Source organism: Geodermatophilus obscurus, from assembly GCF_900143215.1.
Classification (GTDB): domain Bacteria; phylum Actinomycetota; class Actinomycetes; order Mycobacteriales; family Geodermatophilaceae; genus Geodermatophilus; species Geodermatophilus obscurus_A.
The window spans coordinates 1-21,524 of sequence record NZ_FRDM01000005.1; the positions used below are offsets into that span (position 1 = coordinate 1).

Consider the following 21,524-nt stretch of genomic DNA (forward strand, 5'->3'; position numbering starts at 1 on the left):
ATCCCGCCGTGGCGCAGCAGATCCAGGTCACTGATCGAGTCCGCGCCGGCGACCATCCCGGCGACCAGCGCCGGCACCTTGACCGCGGCGTTCGCTCCGGCCGAGCCCGGCACCGTGACGTGCTCGGCGACCAACTCCTGCAGTCCGGCCCGTTCGGCCAGCGCCATCACCGGCGCCAGACCGGCGACCGAGATCAGGTTCGGGTCATCGAAAACCGCGCTGAGCTTGTGGAAGACTCGCATTTACCGGATGCCCCTGCCTGCCAGCCGATGGAACCGTCGCAAGTCCCATCCTCCCTGGCGACAGGGGCATTCGTCTCTACTCGATGATCAATTGGCCAAGATCATCGGCGGATCGAGGCTGAGTCAGGGCCAGATCACTAACTGTATGGCGAGCCCTACGGACGCGGCAGGGCCTTGGTAGGGGCTGCCTGTAGGTCAACCCCGTTCAAGGGACTTCAGCAGTCGCTCATAAGCTCCAGGAAGGAAGAGATCTGCCCATTGTAGGCGTTTCAGCCGATCTGGTACCTCGCACGTCTCGAGACGGACTGGGATGAGGAAAATGGAGCCCTCGGGCTGTTCATCCGCAAGGTCAAGTGCTCGCTTCAGCTCCTTCTGTACGTAGCCGGCCTTGGTGAGGGAAGCGTTCGACAGGCAGGCGAGAACGTAACGGCAATCAGCGAGTGCCTTCGTGATCTCGCGTTCCCAATCTTGGCCCGGCAGAAGGTCCTCCTCGTCGAACCAGCATGGGACGCCATCTTGTGTCAGTCGATGATATAGGTCTCGGACCTGTTCCTTATCCCCGGACGAATGGCAGAGAAAGACTCTGTGGTGTCCTGGGCTTGTTGTGACTAGTTGCCGCTTGTCGCGTGAATCACGACTGCGACCCGCCAGTTCGAGTCTCCGCACGCTTGGCTTATAGGCTGGTTCGCCTCTCCCACTGGCGTCATTCAGCTCCCTAAAGAAGTGTTCCGTGCTGCCCCAGTACAGGGACACGTCGGCGTTGCGGAAGTAGCTCTCCAGGTACTGGCGTGCGCGTCCGGCGTCGATCGTGGCGTCGTCCTCCTCGGGGTCGTTCTGTACGGCGACGTGCGTGTACTCGATGTGCCGCCGCCCGCCCTCGGACCTCATCAGGTTGCGGTAGAGAGCGCGGAAGTCCCACTGGTCGAGGCGAAAACCCACGAACATGAGCGCCGAGTCCGACAGCCGCCGGCGCACCACCTTAGGGACGACGTCTTGGTTGCGGGTTACGCTGCTAAGGAAGTCGAAGTAGTCGTCCTCGGTCAGCACGAGGGACTGGGGCTCGTCGAAGGTTCCGTGCAAGTGGTAGATCAGCGGGCGCTCGGGCGTGGGCCGGTAGCCCGGCTCGCGGTCGAACACCGACTCGGGCCAGTCGGCGTCCTCGTGCCAGCGGCAGAGCTCCACCTCCGGCCTCCGCCCAGCATCGGTCAGGGCCCGAGCCAGCAGGCGGGTGTACACGGTCGTGATGTAGACCGGCGCCGACAGCTGGGCCAGCACCGAGAAGGGATCGACCTCCTCGCGCCGGTGCCGCGCTGACCACGCCCCCGCGATGAGGTCCTCGAGTGACGCGTCCTCGCGCGGTAGGTCCGCGGGCAGGTCGTCGCGGTAGCGCTCCATCAGGGTGCGGCGCAGGTCGCTGGCTAGCTGCAGGCGCGGGTAGCTCCGGTTCTGGTTGACCGACAGGTACTGCGCTACCTCGGGCAGGCTCTCCCGGTTGTGCGGCGCCATGGGGAACCGGTAGCTCTGCGCCCATTCCCTGGCCATCTCCTGGCGGGTGCCCAGCAGCGTGTCGGTGATGCCTGGCCCGATCACCGGGGTGCACATCCCGACCTTGAAGTCGGTGACCAACGACGGCCACTTGTCGAACCGCTCCCCGCCGGGAGTGGTTCCGGGTTGGTACCAGAGCCGTCCGCTCTTCAGCCGCATGAACAGCGCCGGCACCCACCAGTCCGGCCGGTCCCGCACGGCCGCCCGGGCGACCGCGGTCGCGCGGTCCACGAGCCCGTCCGCGTCGAGGCTGTCGAAGAAGGCCTTGGTGAAGGCGGCGGACGTGGCCATGGTGATGTTGCCCTGCATCGCCACGACCGCGGGGACGCCCGCCTCGGCCAGCCGGGGCCCGAGCGCGGCCAGCACGCCGGCGTCCTCGCTGCGCCGGTCGGCGCCCGCGCCCGCGCTCTGGCACGATGCCAGGAACACCAGCCGGGGCAGCCGGGGAAGGTCCCGCAGCTGGCTGATCAGCTCGCTGGCCAGCAGCGGTGCGGCGTGGCCGTCCTCGTCCACCAACAGGAGCACCGGCTCGTCGCGGGCGACGTAGCCGTGGCAGACCAGGTAGAGCACGTCGACCCCACGGTGCACCCGGTCGAGCAGGGTCGCCGCGGTCGGGGCGGCGGACCCGGGCAGCGTGGTCAGCAACAGGGAGCTCAGCCCCTCACGGGCACGGGCCAGCTCCTCGTCGACGCGCACGGGGGCCAGCGGGCGTCCGGCGTCGATCGAGTCGAGGTCCGAGGGCCCGGCCACCACCGCGAGCGCCCTCAGGTCCCCGCGGGGCCGGACCCCCACCGGGCGCCAGTCCTGGCTGCTCAGGTACCGGGAGAACAGCACGTTCTCGTTCGTCAGCAGCCTGGAGCGGTCCGTGGGGTTGCGCAGCGTCTCCCACCTCAGCCCGTGCAGCGCGGCGGCGCCGCTGCCCATCACCAGGCGCACGCGCAGCCGCACGCCCTGGCTCTGCGAGGTCGCGACCGCCGTCTGAAACGCGGCGCCCAGTCCATGGCCGAACAGGCCCGAGCCCAACGTCAGGCCGTACTCCTCCTCGTCGTCGATGGCGTCGAGCTCACGCGGATCGATGTGGGCCAGCAGCGGTCCGGAGACGTCCAGCTGCGTCTCGAAGTCGGTGCGGGGCAAGAAGAAGCGGAGCTCCACGGTCCAGGTGACGGCGTCGCGCCGGTGGAGGCCGATCTCGAGGTCGGCGTACTCGTCCACCGCGCTGCGCGGACCCGTGAGGACGGTCATGCACGCCTGGCGAGATGCCGTGGACACATCAGCGATCGTGTCGAGCATGCTCCTCGGACCACCGCCGCGGAACCGGCCGTGGTTGGTGACAGCGGACAGCAGCCGACCCGACGCGTCGGTGACCCGTGTCGGAGAGCGGGAACCGCGATCGCGCCAACTCCCTCGCCGAGTCGCACGAGTCCTTGCACGGCCGGCTGAACCCGAGCGACGGCCTGCTCGAAGCTCTCCCGTGCCTGCTCGACCACGCGCCGGTCCCGGTCGGCCCAGCCGCGAGTGACCTCAGCGTCCCCACCGTGCCCGTCCTCGACCTGGATGAGCACGCTGCCGCCAGCCTCCAGCGGATACTCCAAGAGTCGAACCATCCTCGTACCCCCACATCCAGCAGCCGAGGACGTCGCTGTCGCGACGCTACTGCGGAGTCCGCACGAAGTCAGCCAGATACGCGCAGGCTCCGAGGGTCTTGCCAGACATCGAGTCGAAGGGAGGCGGCGCCGACGGTCCAGTCACCTGAGAGGTGGCAACGGGTCGCTGGCGCGGCCACAGGGCTACGGTTGCAAGCGCCCCCAGGCGGCCGAAGACAGCTCGAACAGTGACCGCTCAACTTTGCCCCCGATGCTCAGCGCAGTGCAGCAAAGATGCAGGTCAGCACAGCGTTCGCGGGTTCCCTGCTTACAAGCGAGCGGTCGCCGGTTCGATCCCGGCCGCGCCCACTTCCCTCCGGGGGACCTGCGGGTCTGCTTGTGTCCCGGCACGGCGGCACTGCTCGCGGGTGGTACCCACTGCACGACTTCCGTCCCGTGCCGACCCGCTGGGAGCACCTCCGCCGCGACTACGCCACGGGTCCTCGGGCCGAGGGCAGGAGCGATAACCCGTCCGCCTGTGCCGGGGCGCGGTCGACAGGTTGCACGCCTGGTGCCTGGTCCCCGGCGGTCCGACCCGACCGAGATCGCCCGCGTCCTCTCGTCTGCGTCCATGGCGTCGCCGACGAAGCCCTGGCTCCAGGAGTCAGCTGGTCCGGCGCGGAGGCGCTTGGTCAGTCGGACGCCGACCTGCGCGACTGCACGTGGTCATCCCGGGATCACCAGCCAGCACACGGAAGAACTCGAAGGAGGTTCTCGAGGCGTTGCGGTGACGAGACGGTGACGGCGGTGTGACGGGGGCACACCTAGTGTCCGGGACAGCGCCCGCGATGTCCGGGCGATGATGCCGAGTGGTGACGGTCCATGGCGTTGATCCGCCCGCTGAAGCCGAGTGTGGCTTGGGTGGCCGCTGCCCTCTTCGGAGCGGTCGGCGTGTTCGCCACCTGGGTGGGCACGCTGGACTTCCTGTCCGCCGCCAATCTGCAGTACAAGTTGATCGGGCTCGCCTTCACGATGGCCGGGCTGGTGCTGCTCGCGGGCAGCGCGGTAATCGCGCGGGAGCCGTGGCGGCGGAAGCGCGGTCGGATCGCGGCGGTAGCCGCAGGCGTCGCCGGGGTGTTCGTCGGCGGCTACCTGCTCCTGCTGCAGTACCGCGCGCCTGACCTCTCCCCCCGTCGCCTGCCGCCGTTCCCGGCGTGGGTGCCGTGGGCCGCCATCGTGGTGGCCTCGCTGGCGGCGGCCGTCCTCGGCTGGCGGAGCACCAAGGACCACGCCGCCGAACAGATGACGTGGACCGCGTTGGGAAAACCGCTGTTCGCCGGCGGGCTGTCCGTCACCGTGCTCTTCGGCGGAGTGCAGTGGTGGTACACGCAGCAGTACCAGCCGAACGCGATCGCGGCGGCCCTGACCGTCACGACCGAGTTGCGGCCGGCCCCGCCGACGGCGGGGGAGAACGCCGACGAGATGTCGGACCCGCACATGTTCGAGGGCACGATCACCGTGAAGAACGTCAGTTCCACCAAGGTCCAGATCGTCGCCTCCCTCTACCAGGTCAGGACGGTCACCAATCGCCTACGAGACCAGGTGGAAGGCATCAACGAGGTCGACCGGGAACGGCAGCAGGTGGCGTGCTTCCTCGAGGAGCTCGCGCCCGTGACCGACCCGGAGTGCGACCAGCCCCACATCTACCGGTACGGCCAGCTGAGCGCCGGGGACCCGAGGGCCGAGGACGAGTACCCCATCTCCCGCACCAGCCAGCCGATCGCAGTCCAGACGCTCCAGCTGGGACACATCGTCCGGGACAATTCCTGGCTGGAGCCCGAGGAAGCGTTCGAGCACAACCTCGTGGTCCACGTCCCGGGGCAGGGGGAACCGAGCGGGTCTCCCAGCCTGGAGGAACTGCAACTGTCGGCTTGGCTCGCCGTCGCCCAGGGGTCGCGACTCGTTCTCGAACGGATCCCGAGTCACGGACCGGAGATGGTGCCCCAGGCCCTCATGAGCCACGAGGAGTACCGCGACTACGCGCAGGCGGAGCAGGACGTCCAGAGTTCCGACGGCGGAGCGGCTGACAGCGCCGACAGCACCGGGGACGGAACCCACGTCACCGTGGAAGTGGATGCCGAAGACCGAGAGGACCGCCTGCAGGAGCTCGCCATGTCGAGGCCGCTGGACCAGGCCTCTCTCGCGGTCTCGGAGCCGCAGACGACGCCGCGCTTCTACCCGCACCGTTACACCGTGGCCGAGTGGCCGATCGAGGACTTGAGCACCCTCCATCGACTCGTCTGGGGTTCTCACGTCATCAACACGGTGCAGGTGCTGAGCATGCGGACCTACGACCCGATCGCTCGGAGCGAAGCTCTGGAGGACCCGGACCTGTCAGCCCTGATGGAGTACGAGTACGGCGGCATGGTCACGTGCGTCGGTCCTGCCGGCACTCTGGGGGGCGCGGCCGACGGATCGGACATCAGGAGGGACCCGACCGCCGTGTGCCCCGGGGCGTGGTACTCCCTCGCCGACGAGGAGGGCCGCGTGGCGAACTCCTACGAGCGCCTGTACCAGGGGAAGACCAAGTACGGGGAGGACATGGCGGGCTTCTACGGGCTCGTCCAGACCGGGTCGCTGGACGTGGTGTCGCTGACGACCGAGGCCGAGGCAGCGGCCGCCGCGACCACGATGCCCCCCTCGACGGATTTCCACCCCCTTCCCAGCGATGTCTTCCAGCAGTGCGAACCAGCGCTCCAGGACGCGAAAACGCTCACGGACTTCTACGGGACCTACATCCAGAGCGCCTTCGACCGGCGTGTCGCCGAGCTGCGTGGGGCCTCTCCCGACGGGACGAGTGGAGCGCCGACGCTCCAGCAGGGTGCCGACTCGGCTGAGATCCTCGACGGGTACCTCGAGAGAGCGAAAGGTGCACTCCTGGCCTGCAGTGGTACCGAGGCACCGGAGGACACCCCTGCGGCCTCGTGCCCCCAGGCCGCGGCCGCCAAGATCGATGCCCTGCGGTACGCCCAGGACGTCGGTCGTGCGCTGCGGGAGGCCGAGCCGACAGATGCCTGGGTCCAGCGCGGGACGCAGGCCGTGCAGGCCTACCAACGCGCCGAGGGGGTGGTCGACGAGTGGCTCGTGACATGCCGTTGAGAGCGGGACACCGTTCGGGGGCGGACGGCACACTGCCCGGCCACCGGGCGAGGTCGCACGACATCCGGGCTCGATGCAGGTCGTACCGACACGCCGCGGGCGCGTGGTGCACGCACGTGCGGATCCGCTCGCGGCTCCGGTGCTCGCTAGGGCCCGGGATCCGCCTCCTCCGAACCTGCGGTCACCGGACGGGGTGGCCGCTCCGACGAAGCACGGACCCTTGGGGGTCAGCGATGTGGAGAGCGCTCATCCGCCGCCTCGGCTCCGCCGCCTTGGTTCTCCTTGCGTTCGTCGCCCTGATACCGACGGCTCAAGCTGCTCCGGCCGGCGGCCAGCCGGCCACGGTGGACCCCGAGCTGGTGGGCACGCAGGCCGCGCTCGTGCGCATCAATGTGATCGCGGACGTGACCATCGCCCACGTCAACCACTCCACCGGCGCCGTGGTCATCCACCAAGGGACCTACGAGGTGCCCCAAGCTGAGGCGTCCGGGGTGCTGGTGACCGGGGACGGCGTCGTCGCGACGTTGTACCGGCTGCTCCGGGAGGACCTGGACACGGTGACCGTCCCGGCCGCCAACCGCCTCTTCGTGGAGCAGATCGGCGCGCAGTTGGTGGACGGGAACGACACGACCGATCCCACCCACGCGACGGATCCCGCGATCGACGAGCATCTCCAGCACTGCTACCGACGGGTCGAGCACTGCATCGTCGTCCCCCACGAACGCTACGAGGTCGTGCTGCTCAGCGCGGGTGGGGAGGAGTCCGTGCCGGCCACGCTCGTCAACCAGCCCTCAGGCCCGACCGACGTGGCGCTCCTGCGCATCGGCGCCGGAGGCCTGCCGACCGCCAGCCTGTCCCCGACCCAGGAGCCCGTCGACGATGCGATGGTCGCCGGACTCGAGTGGGAGGTGTCGCAGTCAGCTCCGTCCACGCGCAGCCTGCAGCCCGCAGACGAACCCGTGCGGCTGGACGGCAGCAGGCTGACGGGGGGTCAGACACTGACGAGCTCGCTGGCCGGTGGACTCAACGGTGGACCCGTCATCGACCGGGCCACCGGCGGCGTTCTCGCCCTGGCCGACTGCGACCCGTCCTTCGTCGTCTCCGCGGTCGGGGCCGCCAGCATCCAGGCCGCGCTGGTCGGTGCCGGCATCACGCCCGCGCGATCCGGCTTCGACATCGCGTTCGCGGACGGGCTCGCACAGCTCAACCGGGGGGAGTACGCGGTAGCTGCCGAGCGGCTGCAGACGGCGACGACCTACTTCGACTCGGCTCTCGCCCGCGACTACCTCACGGTCGCCCAGGAGCGCGCCGCCGCCCCGGACGACCCCGTGGGCAATTCCACGTCCGACGATGCAAGCATCCCGTGGTGGATGTGGGGCGTGGTGGCGCTGCTCGTGCTCGGCGCACTGACGGCGGGGCTGCTCATCGGACGACGTCGCCGCCCTGCCAGCTCGGACGACAGGTCCGCGGCTTCCTCGGGGACCGGCCACCATGTCGTCGGGATGGCCGGCCCGGCGGACGGAGCAGCGCCCACGGCAGGGGACGCGTCCGCTGGCCAGCGAGATGCTGACCGGTGAGGCACCCGCCGTCCGGGGACGGGGCTCCCCGGTCTCGTGGCTGGACACGGACGTCGCTCCGCTGTCGATGACAGCAACCCGGCGACACCGCCCCGCATCGCCCGACGTGGTGTCGGTCCGCGGCAGGCCGGGGTCGGCGGACGAGTGGCGCGTCTCGTGCGGTGACCGGTCGTGCAGCCGGGCGCGGCCGTGAGCGCCGACGAGGGTTGGTCCGCGGAGGTGTATCCGTTCGCCAAGAGGAAGGCGCCCCGCCCGGAGGCCTCGACTCCACCTGGCGGGGACGCCGCTCCGGTCAGCACGCCGTCCGCCGCCTCATCGGAGTCCTCCGGAGAGCCGGTGGCACCCGCCGGACAGCGACGCCGGTGGCCGCTGTGGGTCGTCGGGGCGGTTGTGCTGGTGGCGGCCGCGGTGCTCCTCGTGCTCTGGCGACCGTGGGAGCGCGAGTCCGACCGGGTCACGCGCCAGCTGGGTGTCGGCGGGTACTCGGCGGACGTTCCGCGCGACTGGGAACCATGGCGCCGGCCGGGGATCGAGGGTCAGGCCGTGCTGGCCCCGGTCGACCGGTCCGGGATCTTCCTGGGCGAGCCGAGCGCACGGCAGGAGGCGGCCAGCGCGGCTCAGCGGGAGCCCGAGTCGGTGATCGGCCTGTACGTCGCCGAGAGACCGCTGCTGGACGCGAGAGACCCCGTGGAGCAGCGGGAGCAGATCCAGGCGTCCTTGCCCTCCAGCTCGATCTCTCCACCCGGTGACCAGACCCAGGTAGCCGGCCGTGACACCAGCACCTTCGACGGGAGCCTGCAACTGACCCCGGGCGAGGTGCTGCACCTGCACCTGTACCTGATGGAGGGACCTACTCCGGTCCTCCTCGTCTTCTTCGCTCCAGCCCATGTGGACCATGCATGGTTGCCGACGTTCCACGAGGTCGCCGTGTCGATACGGGAACAGGACTGACTGGCTGCACCGGCAGGGCCGGGCCGTCCTCCTCGCGCCGGGTGCCGGTTCAGGCGGCGGCGGCCGCGTCCGTCGGGGACGCGGGCAGGGCCGGGCGCGGGAAGGCCGGGCGCAGGAACACCGGGGGCTTGAACGGCCGCCAGGTGCCCTCCGGCTGGGCGAGCCGGTCGGCGATCGCCCAGAGCGCGGCCGGGTGGTGTCCCAGGCCCAGGTGGCTGGCCATCACGGCGATGTTCTCGCACCGCTCGCCAGGGGTCTCCAGACAGGTCCGCCAGTGCACGATGCCGTCGTAGTGCGAGTAGATCGACGTGGTGGGTACCGGCAGCGGCGAGCCGTCGGGCTCCAGCGGCAGCGAGCGGCGCTCGACGTGCAGGTGGGAGTAGCGGTCGAAGGCCGTCGACGCCCGGCTCTGGCTGTGCCGGTTGAGCCGGAACGGGCTGCCCAGGGTGACCACCTGCCGGACCGAGTCCGGCGTCCGCCGGGCCAGGTCGCGGGCGAAGATGCCGCCCAGGCTCCAGCCGACGAGGGACAGCGGCCGGCCGTAGCGGTCGCTGAGGTCGTCGATCCGGTCCCGCATGCCGGCCACGCAGGCGCCCGTCGGGCCGATGTTGCGGCCCAGGCGCCAGCCGTGGACGGAGTAGCCCAGCCGGCGCAGCGTCGCGCGGAGCACCCTCGTCGACGTGTCGTCGGCGAGGAACCCCGGGAGCACCAGCACCGGGTGCCCGTCGCCCTGCGGCAGTCGCGGCATGAGTGGTCGTGCCGCCAGGTACAGCCCGAAGTCGGCCACCGCCCGGCCGGGTTCGGTGAGGTACAGCGGCAGCGCCGGTCCATCGCCTCGCGTCACGTCGTCCTCCTCGTCAGCCGGCCTCCGTGGGCGGCCCGCCCCGCAGGTACCACCGGGTACTGCTCCTGACACTCCGGAGCGCTACCTGATACACCCATCGGCAGTCCGGCCGTGCCGTGTGACGCACCGCGTCCACCCGGGCCCGGCAGGAAGGGTGGCGACACGGGCGTGGCACGGTACGGACATGGACGTCGAGACCGAGGCCGGGGGCAGCCCCGGGCACAGCCGCACCGTGGACCTCGACGGCCCGGTGCACCACGTCGACTTCGGCGGCCGGGCCGACGGGCCGATCGTCGTCCTGGTGCACGGCCTGGGCGGGTCGCACCTCAACTGGGACCTGTTCGCTCCGCTGCTGACCCCGCACGCCCGGGTGCACGCCCTCGACCTGCCCGGCTTCGGCCGCAGCGAGCCGGGGCACCGGACGGCGAACGTGCGGGACAACGTGGGAGTGCTCGACCGCTTCGTGCGCGAGGTGACCGGCGGCCCGGTCGTGCTGGTCGGCAACTCGATGGGCGGGATGGTGTCGGTGCTGGAGGCGCAGCACTCGCCGGCGAAGGTCAGCGGGCTGGTGCTGGTCGACCCCGCCCTGCCCGGTCCGCGGGGCCGCCCCGACCCCCGGGTCGCGGCGGCGTTCGCCCTCTACGCGCTGCCCGTCGCCGGCGAGCGCTACCTGGCGGACCGGCGCCGCAAGCTCGGTGCGCAGGCCAGGGTCCGCGAGATGCTCGAGCTGTGCGGCGTCGACCCCGACGCCGTGCCGCCACGACTCATCGACCGCTCGGTGGCGCTGCTGGACGAGCGGCAGGACGTCGCGGGCATGGACCGTGCGTTCCTCGCCGCGGCGCGCTCGCTGCTCCTGCTGCTGACCGACCCGCGCCTGCTGCGCCGGGCGATGGCCGGCGTGCGCGTGCCGGTGCTGCTGGTGCACGGCGACCGCGACCGCCTGGTGCCGGTGTCCGTGGCGCGCGACGTCGCGCGCCGGCACCCGGACTGGCGCTATGTCGAGCTGCCCGGCGTCGGGCACGTGCCGCAGCTGCAGTGCCCGGAGCTGCTGGCCGAGCACATGCTGGCCTGGTTGCCGACGGTGGCACCGGCACCCTGAGGTTCAGGCCAGCGTCGCGCGCAGGGCCTCCTGCCCGGTGTAGCGGGGACGCCAGCCCAGCTGCTCCTTGGCCTTGGCGGTGTCCATGATCACCGGGCGGCTGGCCGCCTCCACCCACTCGACGGCCGGCGGCAGGAACGGCAGCCGGGCCACCGCGCGGGCGGCGAGCTGGGCCGGGGCGGCGGGCACCGGGATCGGCAGCGCGCCGAACTCGCGGGCGACGTCGGCCGCGGTCAGCACGCCGTCCCCGGCGACGTTGTAGGCGCCGGGCGGGCCGGCGGCGACGACGCACAGCTGCAGCGCCCGGCCGACGTCCTCCTCGTGCACGAACTGGAGCCGGAGCTCCGGCGTCACCACCGGGACGGTCACCGGGAGCCGCCTCGGGCGGCCGAACAGCCGGCGACCGATCGGCGCCAGCGGGCCGGGCAGGACGTCCTTGGCGCCGACGGCGTTCGGCCCGAGGACGATCGACGGGCGCAGCAGGTACAGCGCGAGACCCGGCGTGGTCGCCGACTCGGCGTCGAGCAGCTGCTCGAGCTCGGCCTTCTCCTGCGCGTAGAACAGCCGGGCGGCGGGACGCACCGGCCAGTCCTCGGCGATGCGCTCGGGGTTGTCCGGGTGCCAGCCGTAGGCGGCGACCGACGAGACGTAGACGAAGCGCCGGGCGCCGGCGGCCGCGGCGGCGCGGAAGACGTTGAGCGTGCCGTCGACGTTGATCGCCCGGGTGGTCCCGCGCGAGGCGTTGCCGGTGATGAGGAAGGCCAGGTGGACGACGACGTCGGCGCCGGCGAACGCCTCCTCCAGGACCGCGGGGTCGCGGACGTCGCCGCGCCGGTACTCCATCTTCGTCCAGCCCCGCTCGGCCGGGTCGAACGGCCGCCGCGCGATGCCGACGATGCGCCTGACGCGGTCGTCGGCCTGCAGGAGCGGGACGAGGCCGGCGCCGAAGGTGCCCGTCGGGCCGGTGACGGCGACGGTGAGGTCGGTCTCGGGGGCTGCCATCCGTTGGGTCTCCCAACTCGCTGGCCCCGTCCCGGGTCCCGCCCTGAGCCTGCGAAGGGTGGGGAGGACGGGGCCCTTCTTCAGGTCGCGGCGCCGGCGGGACTGGCCGCCGAGGCCGCCTCGAGCAGCTCGCTCACGCCCGTGCAGATGCCGCGGGAGAGGACGTCGACGTCCGGGAAGGCGTCGAAGTCGGCGTTGATCCCGAAGGTCATCGAGCTCAGGTAGGAGAAGATCCCGATCGAGACGCGGGTACCGCCGGCGATCGGCACGTAGGCGTGCGCCGAGGACATCCGGCGGCCGAGCACGTAGAGCGGCACCCGTGGACCGGGCACGTTGGTCGTGACCGCCTGGCACCACATCTGCCCGGCGGCCAGCGCGGCCCGCACGCCGAGGGCGAGCATCGTCGGCGCCATGAAGTCGCCCATCGCGATGATCGAGCGGGCGTCGACGGTCTGCATGCGCCTCTTGTGCTCGTCCATCTGCCGGCGGACCGAGGTCAGCCGCGCCACCGGGTCGGGCTCGCTGACGGGCAGGTCGACGAAGACCGCGGAGATCTGGTTGTCCAGCTGTCCGCGCTGGTCGGGCCGCCGGACCGACACGGGCACCATCGAGCGGACCACCAGCCCCTCGCGCAGCGACCCGCGCCGCTCCAGCAGGTCGCGGAAGCCGCGGGTGATGGCGGCGAGGACGACGTCGTTGACGGTGCCCCCGAACGCCGTCCGGACCCGTCGCAGGTCCTCGAACCCCGCGTCGGCCCAGGCCCACCGCCGGTGCGGGCCGATCGGACCGTTGAGCGAGCGGGCGGTCGGGGTGGCCAGCTGGCGGGCCGTCCTGGGCATGGTCGTGGCCAGCGAACGGCCGGCCTTCACGGCGGTGCGGCCGGCGCCACGGACCCCGCCCGCGCCGGGGAGCCGGATGAGCTCGCGCAGCGGGTGGGTGACGGCGTCCTGGACCGCGCCGGCGACCACCTCGAGGGACGACGGGCTGCGCTGCGGCGTCCAGTCCTGCGGCTCGCTGTGGGTGGCGTCGGGCGTGAGGTCGAACATGAGCTGCATGAGCTCGCTGCCCGCGACGCCGTCGACCATGCAGTGGTGCACCTTGGAGATCAGCGCCCAGCGGCCGTCATCCAGGCCCTCGACCAGCCACAGCTCCCACAGCGGCTTCGCCAGGTCCAGCCGCTGGCCGAGGACGCGGCCGGCCAGGTTGCGCAGCTGCTCCTCGCCGCCCGGGCTCGGGACCGCGGTGTGCCGGACGTGGTAGAGGATCTGGAAGTGCGGGTCGTCGACCCACAGCGGCCGGCCCAGGTCCATCGGCACCCGCCGGACCCGCTGCCGGTAGCGCGGCACCAGCGGGAGCTTGCTGAGCAGCAGTCGCACGAGGTCGCCGTAGGAGGGGGCCGGTCCCTCGAACACCGCCACGGAGCCCACGTGCAGCGGCGTGTTCTCGGTCTCCGCGTAGTAGAACCCGGCATCGGTCGGACTCATCCGGTCCACGGTCGGCTCCCTCCGCCCCGCCGGCCGGCGGCGGGCCATCGTCGCAGCTCCCCGGGGGGCTTCCGGAACGCCGTCGCCCCCTCTGGGTGGTCCCTACCCGACCACGTGGCGCCGGTTCCGTCCAGCGGAGACTCAGGCCGCCTGGGCGGCGTCCTCCGCGCGGTCCAGCAGCCGCAGGAACGCCGCGTCGACGACCGCGGTGCGGGTCAGGTTGACGCTGTGGCCGGCGCCCTCGACCACGACCAGCTCGGCCGACGCGCCGATCTCCTCGGCGAGCCGCCGTCCGTGGGGGAACGGGGTCAGCCGGTCGTGGGTGGCGGCGACGACGGTGACCGGCACGCGGCCGAGCGCCGGCAGGGCGGCGTGCTCGTCGTGGTCGATCAGCGTCGCGTAGAAGGCCATCGTGACCGGCAGCGGCGTCTCCTCCAGCAGGTCCTGCACCACCCGGACCTGCTCCGGGTCGGCGTCCTCCCGGCCGAACAGGTAGCGGCGGGTGTACCAGCGCCCGATCCGCGTGCCCCGGCGGCGGAAGCGCTCCAGCAGCGGCGCCCACAGCTGCAGCAGCCGGAGGTAGACCGGCAGCAGGCCGAGCGCGCGCAGCAGGCGCACCGTGAGACCGGCGACACCGGTGGTGACCAGCCCGCCGGCGGAGGTGGCCAGCAGGAAGGCGCCCACGACGCGGGTGCCGAACAGCTCGGGGCGCTGCCGGGCCAGGGCCATGACGCTCATCGCGCCCATCGAGTGGCCGGCCAGCACCACCGGTCCCCGCGGGACGACGGCGTCGAGCACCTGGCCGAGGTCCCGGCCACTGCGGTCGATGGTCGCCCGGGTCAGCGGCGTCCAGCCGGAGCGGCCGTGCCCGCGCTGGTCCCACAGCACCAGCCGGGCGCGGCTCCGCAGCGCCTCCCGCTGCAGGTCCCACTCACCCAGGCGGGCGGTGAAGCCGTGGCTGAGGACGACGGTCAGGGGGGCGTTCTCGATCCCGTCCACCTCGACGTGCAGGTCGACGCCGTCGTCGGTGCGGACGGTCAGCTCGCGGGGGGTCACCCGGCCATCCTCACCCGGGGACGGGCGATCTACTCGTCGGCGACGGCGGTGCCCGGACGACGGCCGGGGGCGGCGTCGCGGACCAGCCGGCGGGCGGCGTCCACCTCGCGGGCGACCGGCGCGAGCACGCCGTCGGCGTGGATCTCGGCGTCGTCCGGCGGCCGGTGCGCGCGGATGTCCTCCTCCAGCTCGCGGATCGCGCGGCGCAGGACGGCGACCTGCGCGAGGTCGGGCGCCGGCTCGCCGTGCCGGGTGGCGATCACGGCCTCGGTGACCGCGTCCGACGTCCGCTCCAGCTGCACGATGACCGGCCAGAACGCGGCCGCGCGGGTGCTGACCGGCGGCGGCTCGGCCAGCCGGCGCTGCAGCTGGGTGTGCAGCTCGGTGAGGGTGCGGTAGCTGCGCCGCCGCGCGCGGCGCCGCTCGGCGGGGCTGCCGGTGAAGGCCGCCTCGACGAACTCGTCGAGCGCGTGGGCGGCGTCGCGCAGCGCCTCGTCGAGCGGCGCCCGCCAGGTCTGCGGCCACAGCAGGTAACCGAACACCAGCACGATCGCGCAGCCGATCAGGGTGTCGAGCAGCCGCGCGCCGACCAGCCCCGGGCCGCCGGGGAGGGCGAGGTCGAGCAGCAGGATGATCACCGGCGTCTGGAAGACCGAGAACAGGCCGAAGTTGGCCGCCCGCCCCCACGGCAGCAGCGCCGCGGCGACGGCCATGGCCACCAGCACCCAGGCGTTCCGCGGCAACACCAGGAGCAGCAGCGAGCCGAGGAGGACGCCGACCAGCGTGCCGGCACCGCGCTGGATCGCACGGGTGAACACCGACCCGAAGTCGGGCTTGAGCACGATCGCGACGGTGAGCAGCACCCAGTAGGGCCGCTCGATGGGCAGGTACTGGCGGGCGATCTCGGCGATCGTCATGCACAGCGCCAGGCGGACGGCGAAGGCGCGGGTGTCGGCGCTGCCCAGCGTGCGGTCGCCGAGTTCGCGCAGCCGGGAGCGCCGGTCCGGCCGCAGCGGGGGCACCGCGGCGCCGGCCCGCTCCTGGGGGTCGCCGACCACGTTCCAGGCCAGCCGCAGCCCGTGGCGGACCGCCCGCCGGGTGGGGGCGCCCCGCTCCAGGTGCCCGGGGCGCTCCCCCGGGAGGGGCTGCGTGCCGGTGACCGCGGCGGCCAGCGCGTGGACGGCGCCGACGTCCTGCGGGTCGGCCGGCACCCCGGCGCGGGCCGCGGCGACCGTGCCCTCGACCAGCGGGGCGGCCGCGTTGAGGATCCCGGCCAGCTCGGACAGCTCGCGGCTGCGGCCGGCGGTGCGGCTGCGCGAGCGGATGACCCGGTCGTAGGCGTCGTTGAGGGCGGTGGTCAGCTCCCGCCGCGCGTCCTCGGCCTGGGGCGTCCCGGCCGCGGCGAGCAGCTCGGCGATGCGGGTGAAGACGGTCGAGACCGCCGTCCGGTCGGGGTCGTTGGGCTCGGTGGCGTACTGGACCAGCGTGGTGAGCGTGGCCCACGCCGCGCCGGCGACGAAGCAGCCGACCTCGGCCGCGGGTGAGAGCGGGGTGACCAGGCCCGAGGCGAGCGCGGTGTAGACGAGCAGCTGGAGGGACCCGAGGGACAGCGCGGCGTTGACCGCGCTGACGAACGCCGCGAGCGCGGCCGCGAGCGCGATGACCACCACCGCCAGCCAGCCGCCGCCGGCCGCGAACTGGCCGACGACCAGCCCGATCCCGCCGAAGAGGGTCGTCGCGGCGGTGCGCCGCAGCCGGTCGCGCAGCGGTCCGCCCTGCGGGGCGAGGCTGCCGGCCAGCGCGCCGGTCGTGGCGAACACGCCGGCACCGAGCACCGGGCCGGGCTCGATGCTCCCCTCGACGGCGGCCGCCACGGCCAGCGGCGCGGGCACGGTCACGGCGAAGCGGACGACGTCCCGCCAGGGCACCGGGGGAGGAGTCGTGCGCACCAGCTCCTCGAGCCAGGCCGGTGCACGCAACGCCCGCTCCGCCACGGTCCCCGAGCTTTCCATCCCCACCGGAGGGGGCCGGGCTGGGATGCTCCGCGCGTGGCGGGTGTCGTGGTCCGGGTCGCCTCCGCCGCGGACCTGCTGGAGCTCCCCGCGGTCGAGGAGGCCGCCGACGAGCTGTTCCGGGCGCGCGGCGTGCTGGACCTGCCGGCCGCGGCTCCGGCCGCCCTGCGGGCCCGGGCGTGGCGGGTGCTGGTGGCCGGGCGGCCGGTGCAGGGGTTCGCCGTCCTGGACCGGGTGGACGGCGACGTGCACCTGGAGCAGCTCTCGGTGCACCCGGCGTCGATGCGGCAGGGCATCGGCGGGGCGCTGCTCGCGGCCGCGGTGTCCGCGGCCTGGGTGGCCGGCGCGGAACGGGTCACGCTGCTGACCTACGCCGACGTGCCGTGGAACGCGCCCTGGTACGCCCGGCACGGGTGGCAGGTGACCGACGACCTCGGGCCCGAGCTGCAGGCGCTCGCCGCGCACGAGGAGGAGCTGGGCCTGACCCGGCACGGCCGCCGCGTCGCCATGGCCCGGCCGGTGCCCGCCGCCCGCTGATCCCGCCGGTCACGGGCGGCTGCCGGAGCGCCTCGCGTCGTCGGTCCTCTCGTCGTCGGCGGCCCTTTCGTCGTCGGCGGCCCTCTCGTGGTCGGCCCTCTCGTCGTCGGCCCTCTCGTCGTTGATCATGGGCTCGTTGTCGAGCGCGGCGGCGTGTCCTCGCGTGTCGCCTGCAACAACCCCATGATCGACTCGACGGCGGCGCAGCGGCTGCTCGACCTGCTGCCTCCGGCGCGGACGCCGCTGTCCTAGGGTCGGCGCGCGTGAGCGTGACACTGGGGAGGGTCGTCGCCGCACTCGAGGCGCGCTACGACCCGGCGCTGGCCGAGGACTGGGACGCCGTGGGGCTCGTCTGCGGCGATCCCGACGAGCCGGTCGACCGGGTGCTGTTCGCCGTCGACCCGGTGACCGCCGTCGTCGACGAGGTGGTCGCGACCGGCGCGCAGCTGCTCGTCACCCACCACCCGCTGTTCCTCACCGCCGTTCACGGCGTTCCCGCCGACGACCCCAAGGGCCGCCTGGTGCACCGGCTGGTCCGGGCCGGCGCCGGCTTGTTCGTCGCGCACACCAACGCCGACCGCGCGCCCGATTCCGGCGTGAACGACGCCCTCGCCGGCGCCCTCGGCCTCACCGGCGCCGTTCCGCTCCAGCCGGTCGCCGGGGACCCCCGCGCCGGGCTGGGTCGCGTCGGCCGGCTCCCCGAGGCGGTGACCCTCGAGCGGTTCGCCGAGCTCGTCGCGGCGGCCCTGCCGGAGACCGTCGGCGGCGTCCGCGCTGCCGGGGACCCGGGACGGCGCATCGGGACGGTCGCCGTCTGCGGCGGCAGCGGTGGCTCGCTGCTCCCGGCGGCGGCCGCGGCGGGTGCCGACGTCCTGCTCACCAGCGACCTGCGACACCACCCGGTGTCCGAAGCGCAGGAGTCGCGAGGCCCGGCGGTGTGCGACGTGGCGCACTTCGCCTCCGAGTGGCCCTGGCTGCCCGTCGCGGCCGACGTCCTCGCCCGTGACCTGTCGGGCCGGGTGGAGGTCGCCGTGTCCCGGCGGCGCACCGACCCGTGGACCTCGCACGCCGGCACCGCCGGGAGCGGCGGGGAGCGTCCGGCCCGCAGGTAGGTTGAGCGGGTGAAGGCCGACCACTTCGACCAGCAGAAACTGCTGGACCTCGCCGCCGAGGACGTCGCCCTGGGCCAGCTGGGCCACCGCCGGCGCACCCTCCCCGAGAACGCCGCGGTGGAGACCGCGGCCGAGTCGGAGCGGGAGCTGGCCGCCGCCGTGGTGCGCGCCGAGACCGAGGTCCGCGACCTGCAGCGGGAGGTCAAGCGGCTCGAGGGCGACGTCGAGACGGTGCGCGCGCGGGTCACCCGCGACCAGGGGCTGCTGGACTCCGGCAGCGTCTCGGCCAAGCAGATGACCGACCTGCAGCACGAGATGCAGTCGCTGGCGCGGCGGAAATCGGACCTGGAGGACCAGGAGCTCGAGCTCATGGAGCAGCTCGAGACCGCCGAGGCCACGCTCGCCGAGGCGCAGCAGGGCCACGAGACGGCGAGGGCCGACCTGGAGCGCGCCGAGCAGCTGCGCGACGGCGCCCTGGCCGACATCGCCGACGGAACGGCACAGCACGAGGCCGCCCGCGCCGAGGCCGCCGCCCGCATCCCGGCCGACCTGCTGGCCCTCTACGAGCGGATCCGCAGCCAGACGGGTGGCACGGGCGCCGCCGTGCTGAGGTCCCGCCAGTGCCAGGGCTGCCGCATCGAACTGTTCGGCCGCGAGCTGGCCGCTGTCCGCAACGCCGACCCGCACGAGGTCGTGCGGTGCGACAACTGCGGTCGGATCCTGGTGCGCACGGCGGAGAGCGGGCTGTGAGCCCGCGCCCGCCGGGAGAGGAGGGCTGCCGGTGACCCGCCGGTTCGTCGTGGAGGCCGACGGCGGCTCGCGGGGCAACCCCGGCCCGGCCGGCTACGGCGCCCTCGTGCGGGACGCGACGACCGGGAAGGTGCTGGCGGAGCGGGCCGAGTCCGTCGGGCGGGCCACCAACAACGTCGCCGAGTATGGCGGCCTGGTCGCCGGGCTGCAGGCGGCCCTGGACCTCGACCCGACCGCCGACGTCGAGGTGCGGATGGACTCCAAGCTCGTCGTCGAGCAGATGTCGGGCCGCTGGAAGGTCAAGCACCCCGACATGCAGAAGCTGGCGCGGCAGGCCCAGCAGATCGCCCGGCAGCTGGGCAGCGTCCGCTACACCTGGGTGCCCCGGGCGCAGAACAGCGCCGCCGACGCGCTGGCCAACAGCGCGATGGACGGCCGGCCGGTCCACCGCGACCTCGCCGCCGAGCCCACCACGGCCGGCGACGACGTCCAGCCGGTGACGCCGCGCGCCCCCGCCGTCACCACGGTCACGCACCTGCTGCGGCACGGCCGCACCGAGCACACGCCGGAACGTCGCTACAGCGGCCGCAACGACCTGTCGTTGTCGGCCACCGGTCGCGCCGAGGCCGAGGCGGCGGCGAAACGGGCCGCGGAACTGGGCATCGACGTTCTCGTGGCCTCGCCGCTGCGCCGCACCCGGGAGACCGCCGAGGTGGTCGGCGCGGTGCTCGGGCTGCCGGTGCAGTACGACGACGACCTGGTCGAGCTGGACTTCGGCGACCTCGAGGGCCTCACCGCGGAGGAGGCGAAGCAGCGGCACCCGCTGGCCGCGCGCCGGTTCGCCGAGGACGTCACCGTGGCCGCGCCGGGCGGGGAGTCGGTCGCCGACGTCAGCGACCGGGTGGCCCGCGCCCGGGCCCGCATCCTGCGCGGGCACGCCGGGAAGACGGTGCTGGTCGTCTCCCACGTCACGCCGATCAAGCTGCTGCTCACCGCCGGCCTCGACGTGCCCGATGACGTCGTCCACCGGGTGTTCCTCGAGGCGGCGTCGTTCTGCACCGTCGCGTGGCGCTCCGACGGGCGCGCCGCCGTCCGCCTGGTCAACGACACCGGCCACCTGAGGTAGCCCGGCCGGGGAGGGGCGCGGTCCGGCCGGTGGTGACCGGGGTGCCCCGCGCCACAACCGTCCCCGATGCGGGGGATCATGGTGCCGCACCCCATCCAGCCGAGGAGCTCCGTGACCGCGACCACCGCGCCCGCCACCCCCGCCGCCTCCGGCGACGAGCGCACCCTCTCGCCGGCCGAGTACGAGACGTGGGCCGCGGAGGTCCGCCGGCTGGCCGAGGAGCGCGGCGCGGTGATCCTGGCGCACAACTACCAGGTGCCCGAGATCCAGGACGTCGCCCACGTCACCGGCGACTCGCTGTACCTGTCCCGGGTCGCGGCGCAGACCGACGCCCGCGAGATCGTCTTCTGCGGCGTCCACTTCATGGCCGAGACGGCGAAGATCCTCTCGCCGGACAAGACCGTGCTGCTGCCCGACCACGCCGCCGGCTGCTCGCTGGCCGACTCGATCACCGCCGCGCAGCTGCGCGAGTGGAAGGCCGAGCACCCCGGCGCGGTCGTCGTCAGCTACGTGAACACCACCGCGGCGGTCAAGGCCGAGACCGACATCTGCTGCACGTCGTCCAACGCCGCCGACGTCGTCCGGTCGATCCCGGCCGACCGCGAGATCCTGTTCTGCCCCGACCAGTTCCTCGGCGCGCACGTCAAGCGGGTCACCGGGCGGAACGACATCCACGTGTGGGCGGGGGAGTGCCACGTGCACGCCGGGATCAGCCCGTCCGACGTCCGCGCGCAGGTGGCCGCCCACCCGGACGCCGAGATCCTGGTGCACCCCGAGTGCGGGTGCACCACCTCGGTGCTGGACCTGGTCAGCCACGGCGACCTGCCGGCCGAGCGCACCCGGGTGCTCTCCACCGGCGGCATGGTGGAGCAGGCCGCGACCACCCGGGCGCCCCAGGTGCTGGTGGCCACCGAGGTCGGCATCCTGCACCAGCTGCGGGCACTCAACGCCGGGACGCAGTTCATCCCGATGAACGACCGCGCCGCCTGCCGCTACATGAAGATGATCACGCCGGCCAAGCTGCTGCAGACGCTGCGCACCGGGACGGGTGCGGTCGACGTCGATCCGGAGACCGCCGCCCGGGCCCGGCGGGCCGTGGAGGCGATGATCGCGATCGGTGAGCCCGGCCGCGGCGGCGAGTAAGAGGACCACGTCCCGGGACTTGATGGCCCCCTGCAGGGTCCCGCGGCGAGCTCGCGAGGGGCGGGGGGCAGGGAGGCCTCTCAGCGCAGGACGTCGTCGGAGATGTCGGCGACGATCGCTCGGAAGGTGCGGGTGTCGACCTCGTCGTCGACCGTGACGCGGACGATGTCGGAGACCTGCTGCTCCGAGGTGGGCCGCACGGCCGCGGCCCGCGCCGCGGCGATCAGGTGCAACTGCTGGACCCGGGCGGTGCCGTTCGCGTTCCGGACCGGGGAGAGTCGGTTCTCGCGCATGACCCGACG

16 protein-coding genes and 1 pseudogene are annotated in these 21,524 nt (G+C 73.2%); 9 read left to right on the forward strand and 8 right to left on the reverse strand.

All coding sequences use genetic code 11. The features are described 5' to 3' along the window. Both BUB17_RS06670 and BUB17_RS25430 read right to left on the reverse strand, forming a co-directional pair. Positions 1–242, reverse strand: a pseudogene (locus tag BUB17_RS06670) (IS1380 family transposase); the annotation flags it as partial. A gap of 195 nt (positions 243–437) precedes the next feature. Next, positions 438–3,077 carry a TIR domain-containing protein gene (locus tag BUB17_RS25430; protein ID WP_083606106.1) on the reverse strand — a complete coding sequence of 880 codons (2,640 nt, stop codon included), beginning with the start codon at positions 3,075–3,077 and terminating at the stop codon, positions 438–440. Positions 3,078–4,252: 1,175 nt separating this feature from the next. Here BUB17_RS25430 and BUB17_RS06690 point away from each other — a divergent pair. The 3 genes from BUB17_RS06690 to BUB17_RS06700 all read left to right on the forward strand — a co-directional run bounded on the left by BUB17_RS06690 (position 4,253) and on the right by BUB17_RS06700 (position 9,057). Then, positions 4,253–6,529: a hypothetical protein gene (locus tag BUB17_RS06690; RefSeq protein ID WP_072915378.1), complete on the forward strand. Its 2,277-nt coding sequence runs from the start codon at positions 4,253–4,255 to the stop codon at positions 6,527–6,529. Between the two features lie 344 nt (positions 6,530–6,873). After that, entirely contained in the window at positions 6,874–8,106 is a 1,233-nt protein-coding gene (locus tag BUB17_RS06695) for a hypothetical protein (RefSeq protein WP_141242930.1), read from the forward strand. Positions 8,107–8,442: 336 nt separating this feature from the next. Further along, positions 8,443–9,057 (forward strand): hypothetical protein, encoded by a 615-nt coding sequence (locus tag BUB17_RS06700; RefSeq protein WP_141242931.1) that lies wholly within the window; start codon positions 8,443–8,445, stop codon positions 9,055–9,057. 49 nt (positions 9,058–9,106) lie between these two features. Here the strand turns inward: BUB17_RS06700 and BUB17_RS06705 are convergent, their stop codons facing one another. Next, entirely contained in the window at positions 9,107–9,901 is a 795-nt protein-coding gene (locus tag BUB17_RS06705; protein WP_141242932.1) for an esterase/lipase family protein, read from the reverse strand. Positions 9,902–10,085: 184 nt separating this feature from the next. On the opposite strand from BUB17_RS06705, the gene BUB17_RS06710 reads away from it, so the two are divergent. Further along, positions 10,086–11,000, forward strand: a complete 915-nt coding sequence (locus BUB17_RS06710) for an alpha/beta fold hydrolase (RefSeq protein WP_072915387.1) — start codon at positions 10,086–10,088, stop codon at positions 10,998–11,000. A gap of 3 nt (positions 11,001–11,003) precedes the next feature. Here the strand turns inward: BUB17_RS06710 and BUB17_RS06715 are convergent, their stop codons facing one another. From BUB17_RS06715 to BUB17_RS06730, 4 genes are all read right to left on the reverse strand, one after another. Then, complete coding sequence (locus BUB17_RS06715) at positions 11,004–12,002, reverse strand: NAD-dependent epimerase/dehydratase family protein (RefSeq protein ID WP_072915390.1); 999 nt, start codon at positions 12,000–12,002, stop codon at positions 11,004–11,006. An 80-nt stretch (positions 12,003–12,082) separates the two neighbouring features. Beyond that, positions 12,083–13,486 (reverse strand): WS/DGAT/MGAT family O-acyltransferase, encoded by a 1,404-nt coding sequence (locus BUB17_RS06720; RefSeq protein ID WP_244276988.1) that lies wholly within the window; start codon positions 13,484–13,486, stop codon positions 12,083–12,085. Positions 13,487–13,627: 141 nt separating this feature from the next. Next, positions 13,628–14,542, reverse strand: coding sequence for an alpha/beta fold hydrolase (locus tag BUB17_RS06725; RefSeq protein ID WP_072915395.1), 915 nt, complete (start codon positions 14,540–14,542; stop codon positions 13,628–13,630). Positions 14,543–14,571: 29 nt separating this feature from the next. Then, a complete protein-coding gene (locus BUB17_RS06730) occupies positions 14,572–16,521 on the reverse strand; it encodes an FUSC family protein (protein ID WP_244276990.1) in 1,950 nt (649 codons plus the stop codon). 69 nt (positions 16,522–16,590) lie between these two features. Here BUB17_RS06730 and BUB17_RS06735 point away from each other — a divergent pair, with 69 nt between their 5' ends. The 5 genes from BUB17_RS06735 (at position 16,591) to nadA (ending at position 21,222) form a co-directional block, all read left to right on the forward strand. Next, positions 16,591–17,091 carry a GNAT family N-acetyltransferase gene (locus BUB17_RS06735; RefSeq protein WP_072915399.1) on the forward strand — a complete coding sequence of 167 codons (501 nt, stop codon included), beginning with the start codon at positions 16,591–16,593 and terminating at the stop codon, positions 17,089–17,091. Positions 17,092–17,354: 263 nt separating this feature from the next. Beyond that, on the forward strand, positions 17,355–18,203 hold the full coding sequence (locus BUB17_RS06740) for a Nif3-like dinuclear metal center hexameric protein (RefSeq protein ID WP_072915408.1): 849 nt from the start codon (positions 17,355–17,357) through the stop codon (positions 18,201–18,203). Positions 18,204–18,212: 9 nt separating this feature from the next. Continuing rightward, the gene (locus tag BUB17_RS06745) at positions 18,213–18,953 is read left to right on the forward strand and encodes a zinc ribbon domain-containing protein (protein ID WP_072915411.1); all 741 of its coding nucleotides are present in this window, start codon (positions 18,213–18,215) and stop codon (positions 18,951–18,953) included. 31 nt (positions 18,954–18,984) lie between these two features. Then, positions 18,985–20,079 carry a bifunctional RNase H/acid phosphatase gene (locus BUB17_RS06750; protein WP_072915415.1) on the forward strand — a complete coding sequence of 365 codons (1,095 nt, stop codon included), beginning with the start codon at positions 18,985–18,987 and terminating at the stop codon, positions 20,077–20,079. Between the two features lie 111 nt (positions 20,080–20,190). Then, positions 20,191–21,222, forward strand: coding sequence for a quinolinate synthase NadA (gene nadA, locus BUB17_RS06755; RefSeq protein WP_141242933.1), 1,032 nt, complete (start codon positions 20,191–20,193; stop codon positions 21,220–21,222). 80 nt (positions 21,223–21,302) lie between these two features. Here the strand turns inward: nadA and BUB17_RS06760 are convergent, their stop codons facing one another. Further along, positions 21,303–21,515 carry a hypothetical protein gene (locus tag BUB17_RS06760; RefSeq protein WP_072915418.1) on the reverse strand — a complete coding sequence of 71 codons (213 nt, stop codon included), beginning with the start codon at positions 21,513–21,515 and terminating at the stop codon, positions 21,303–21,305. Positions 21,516–21,524 lie beyond the last annotated feature (9 nt).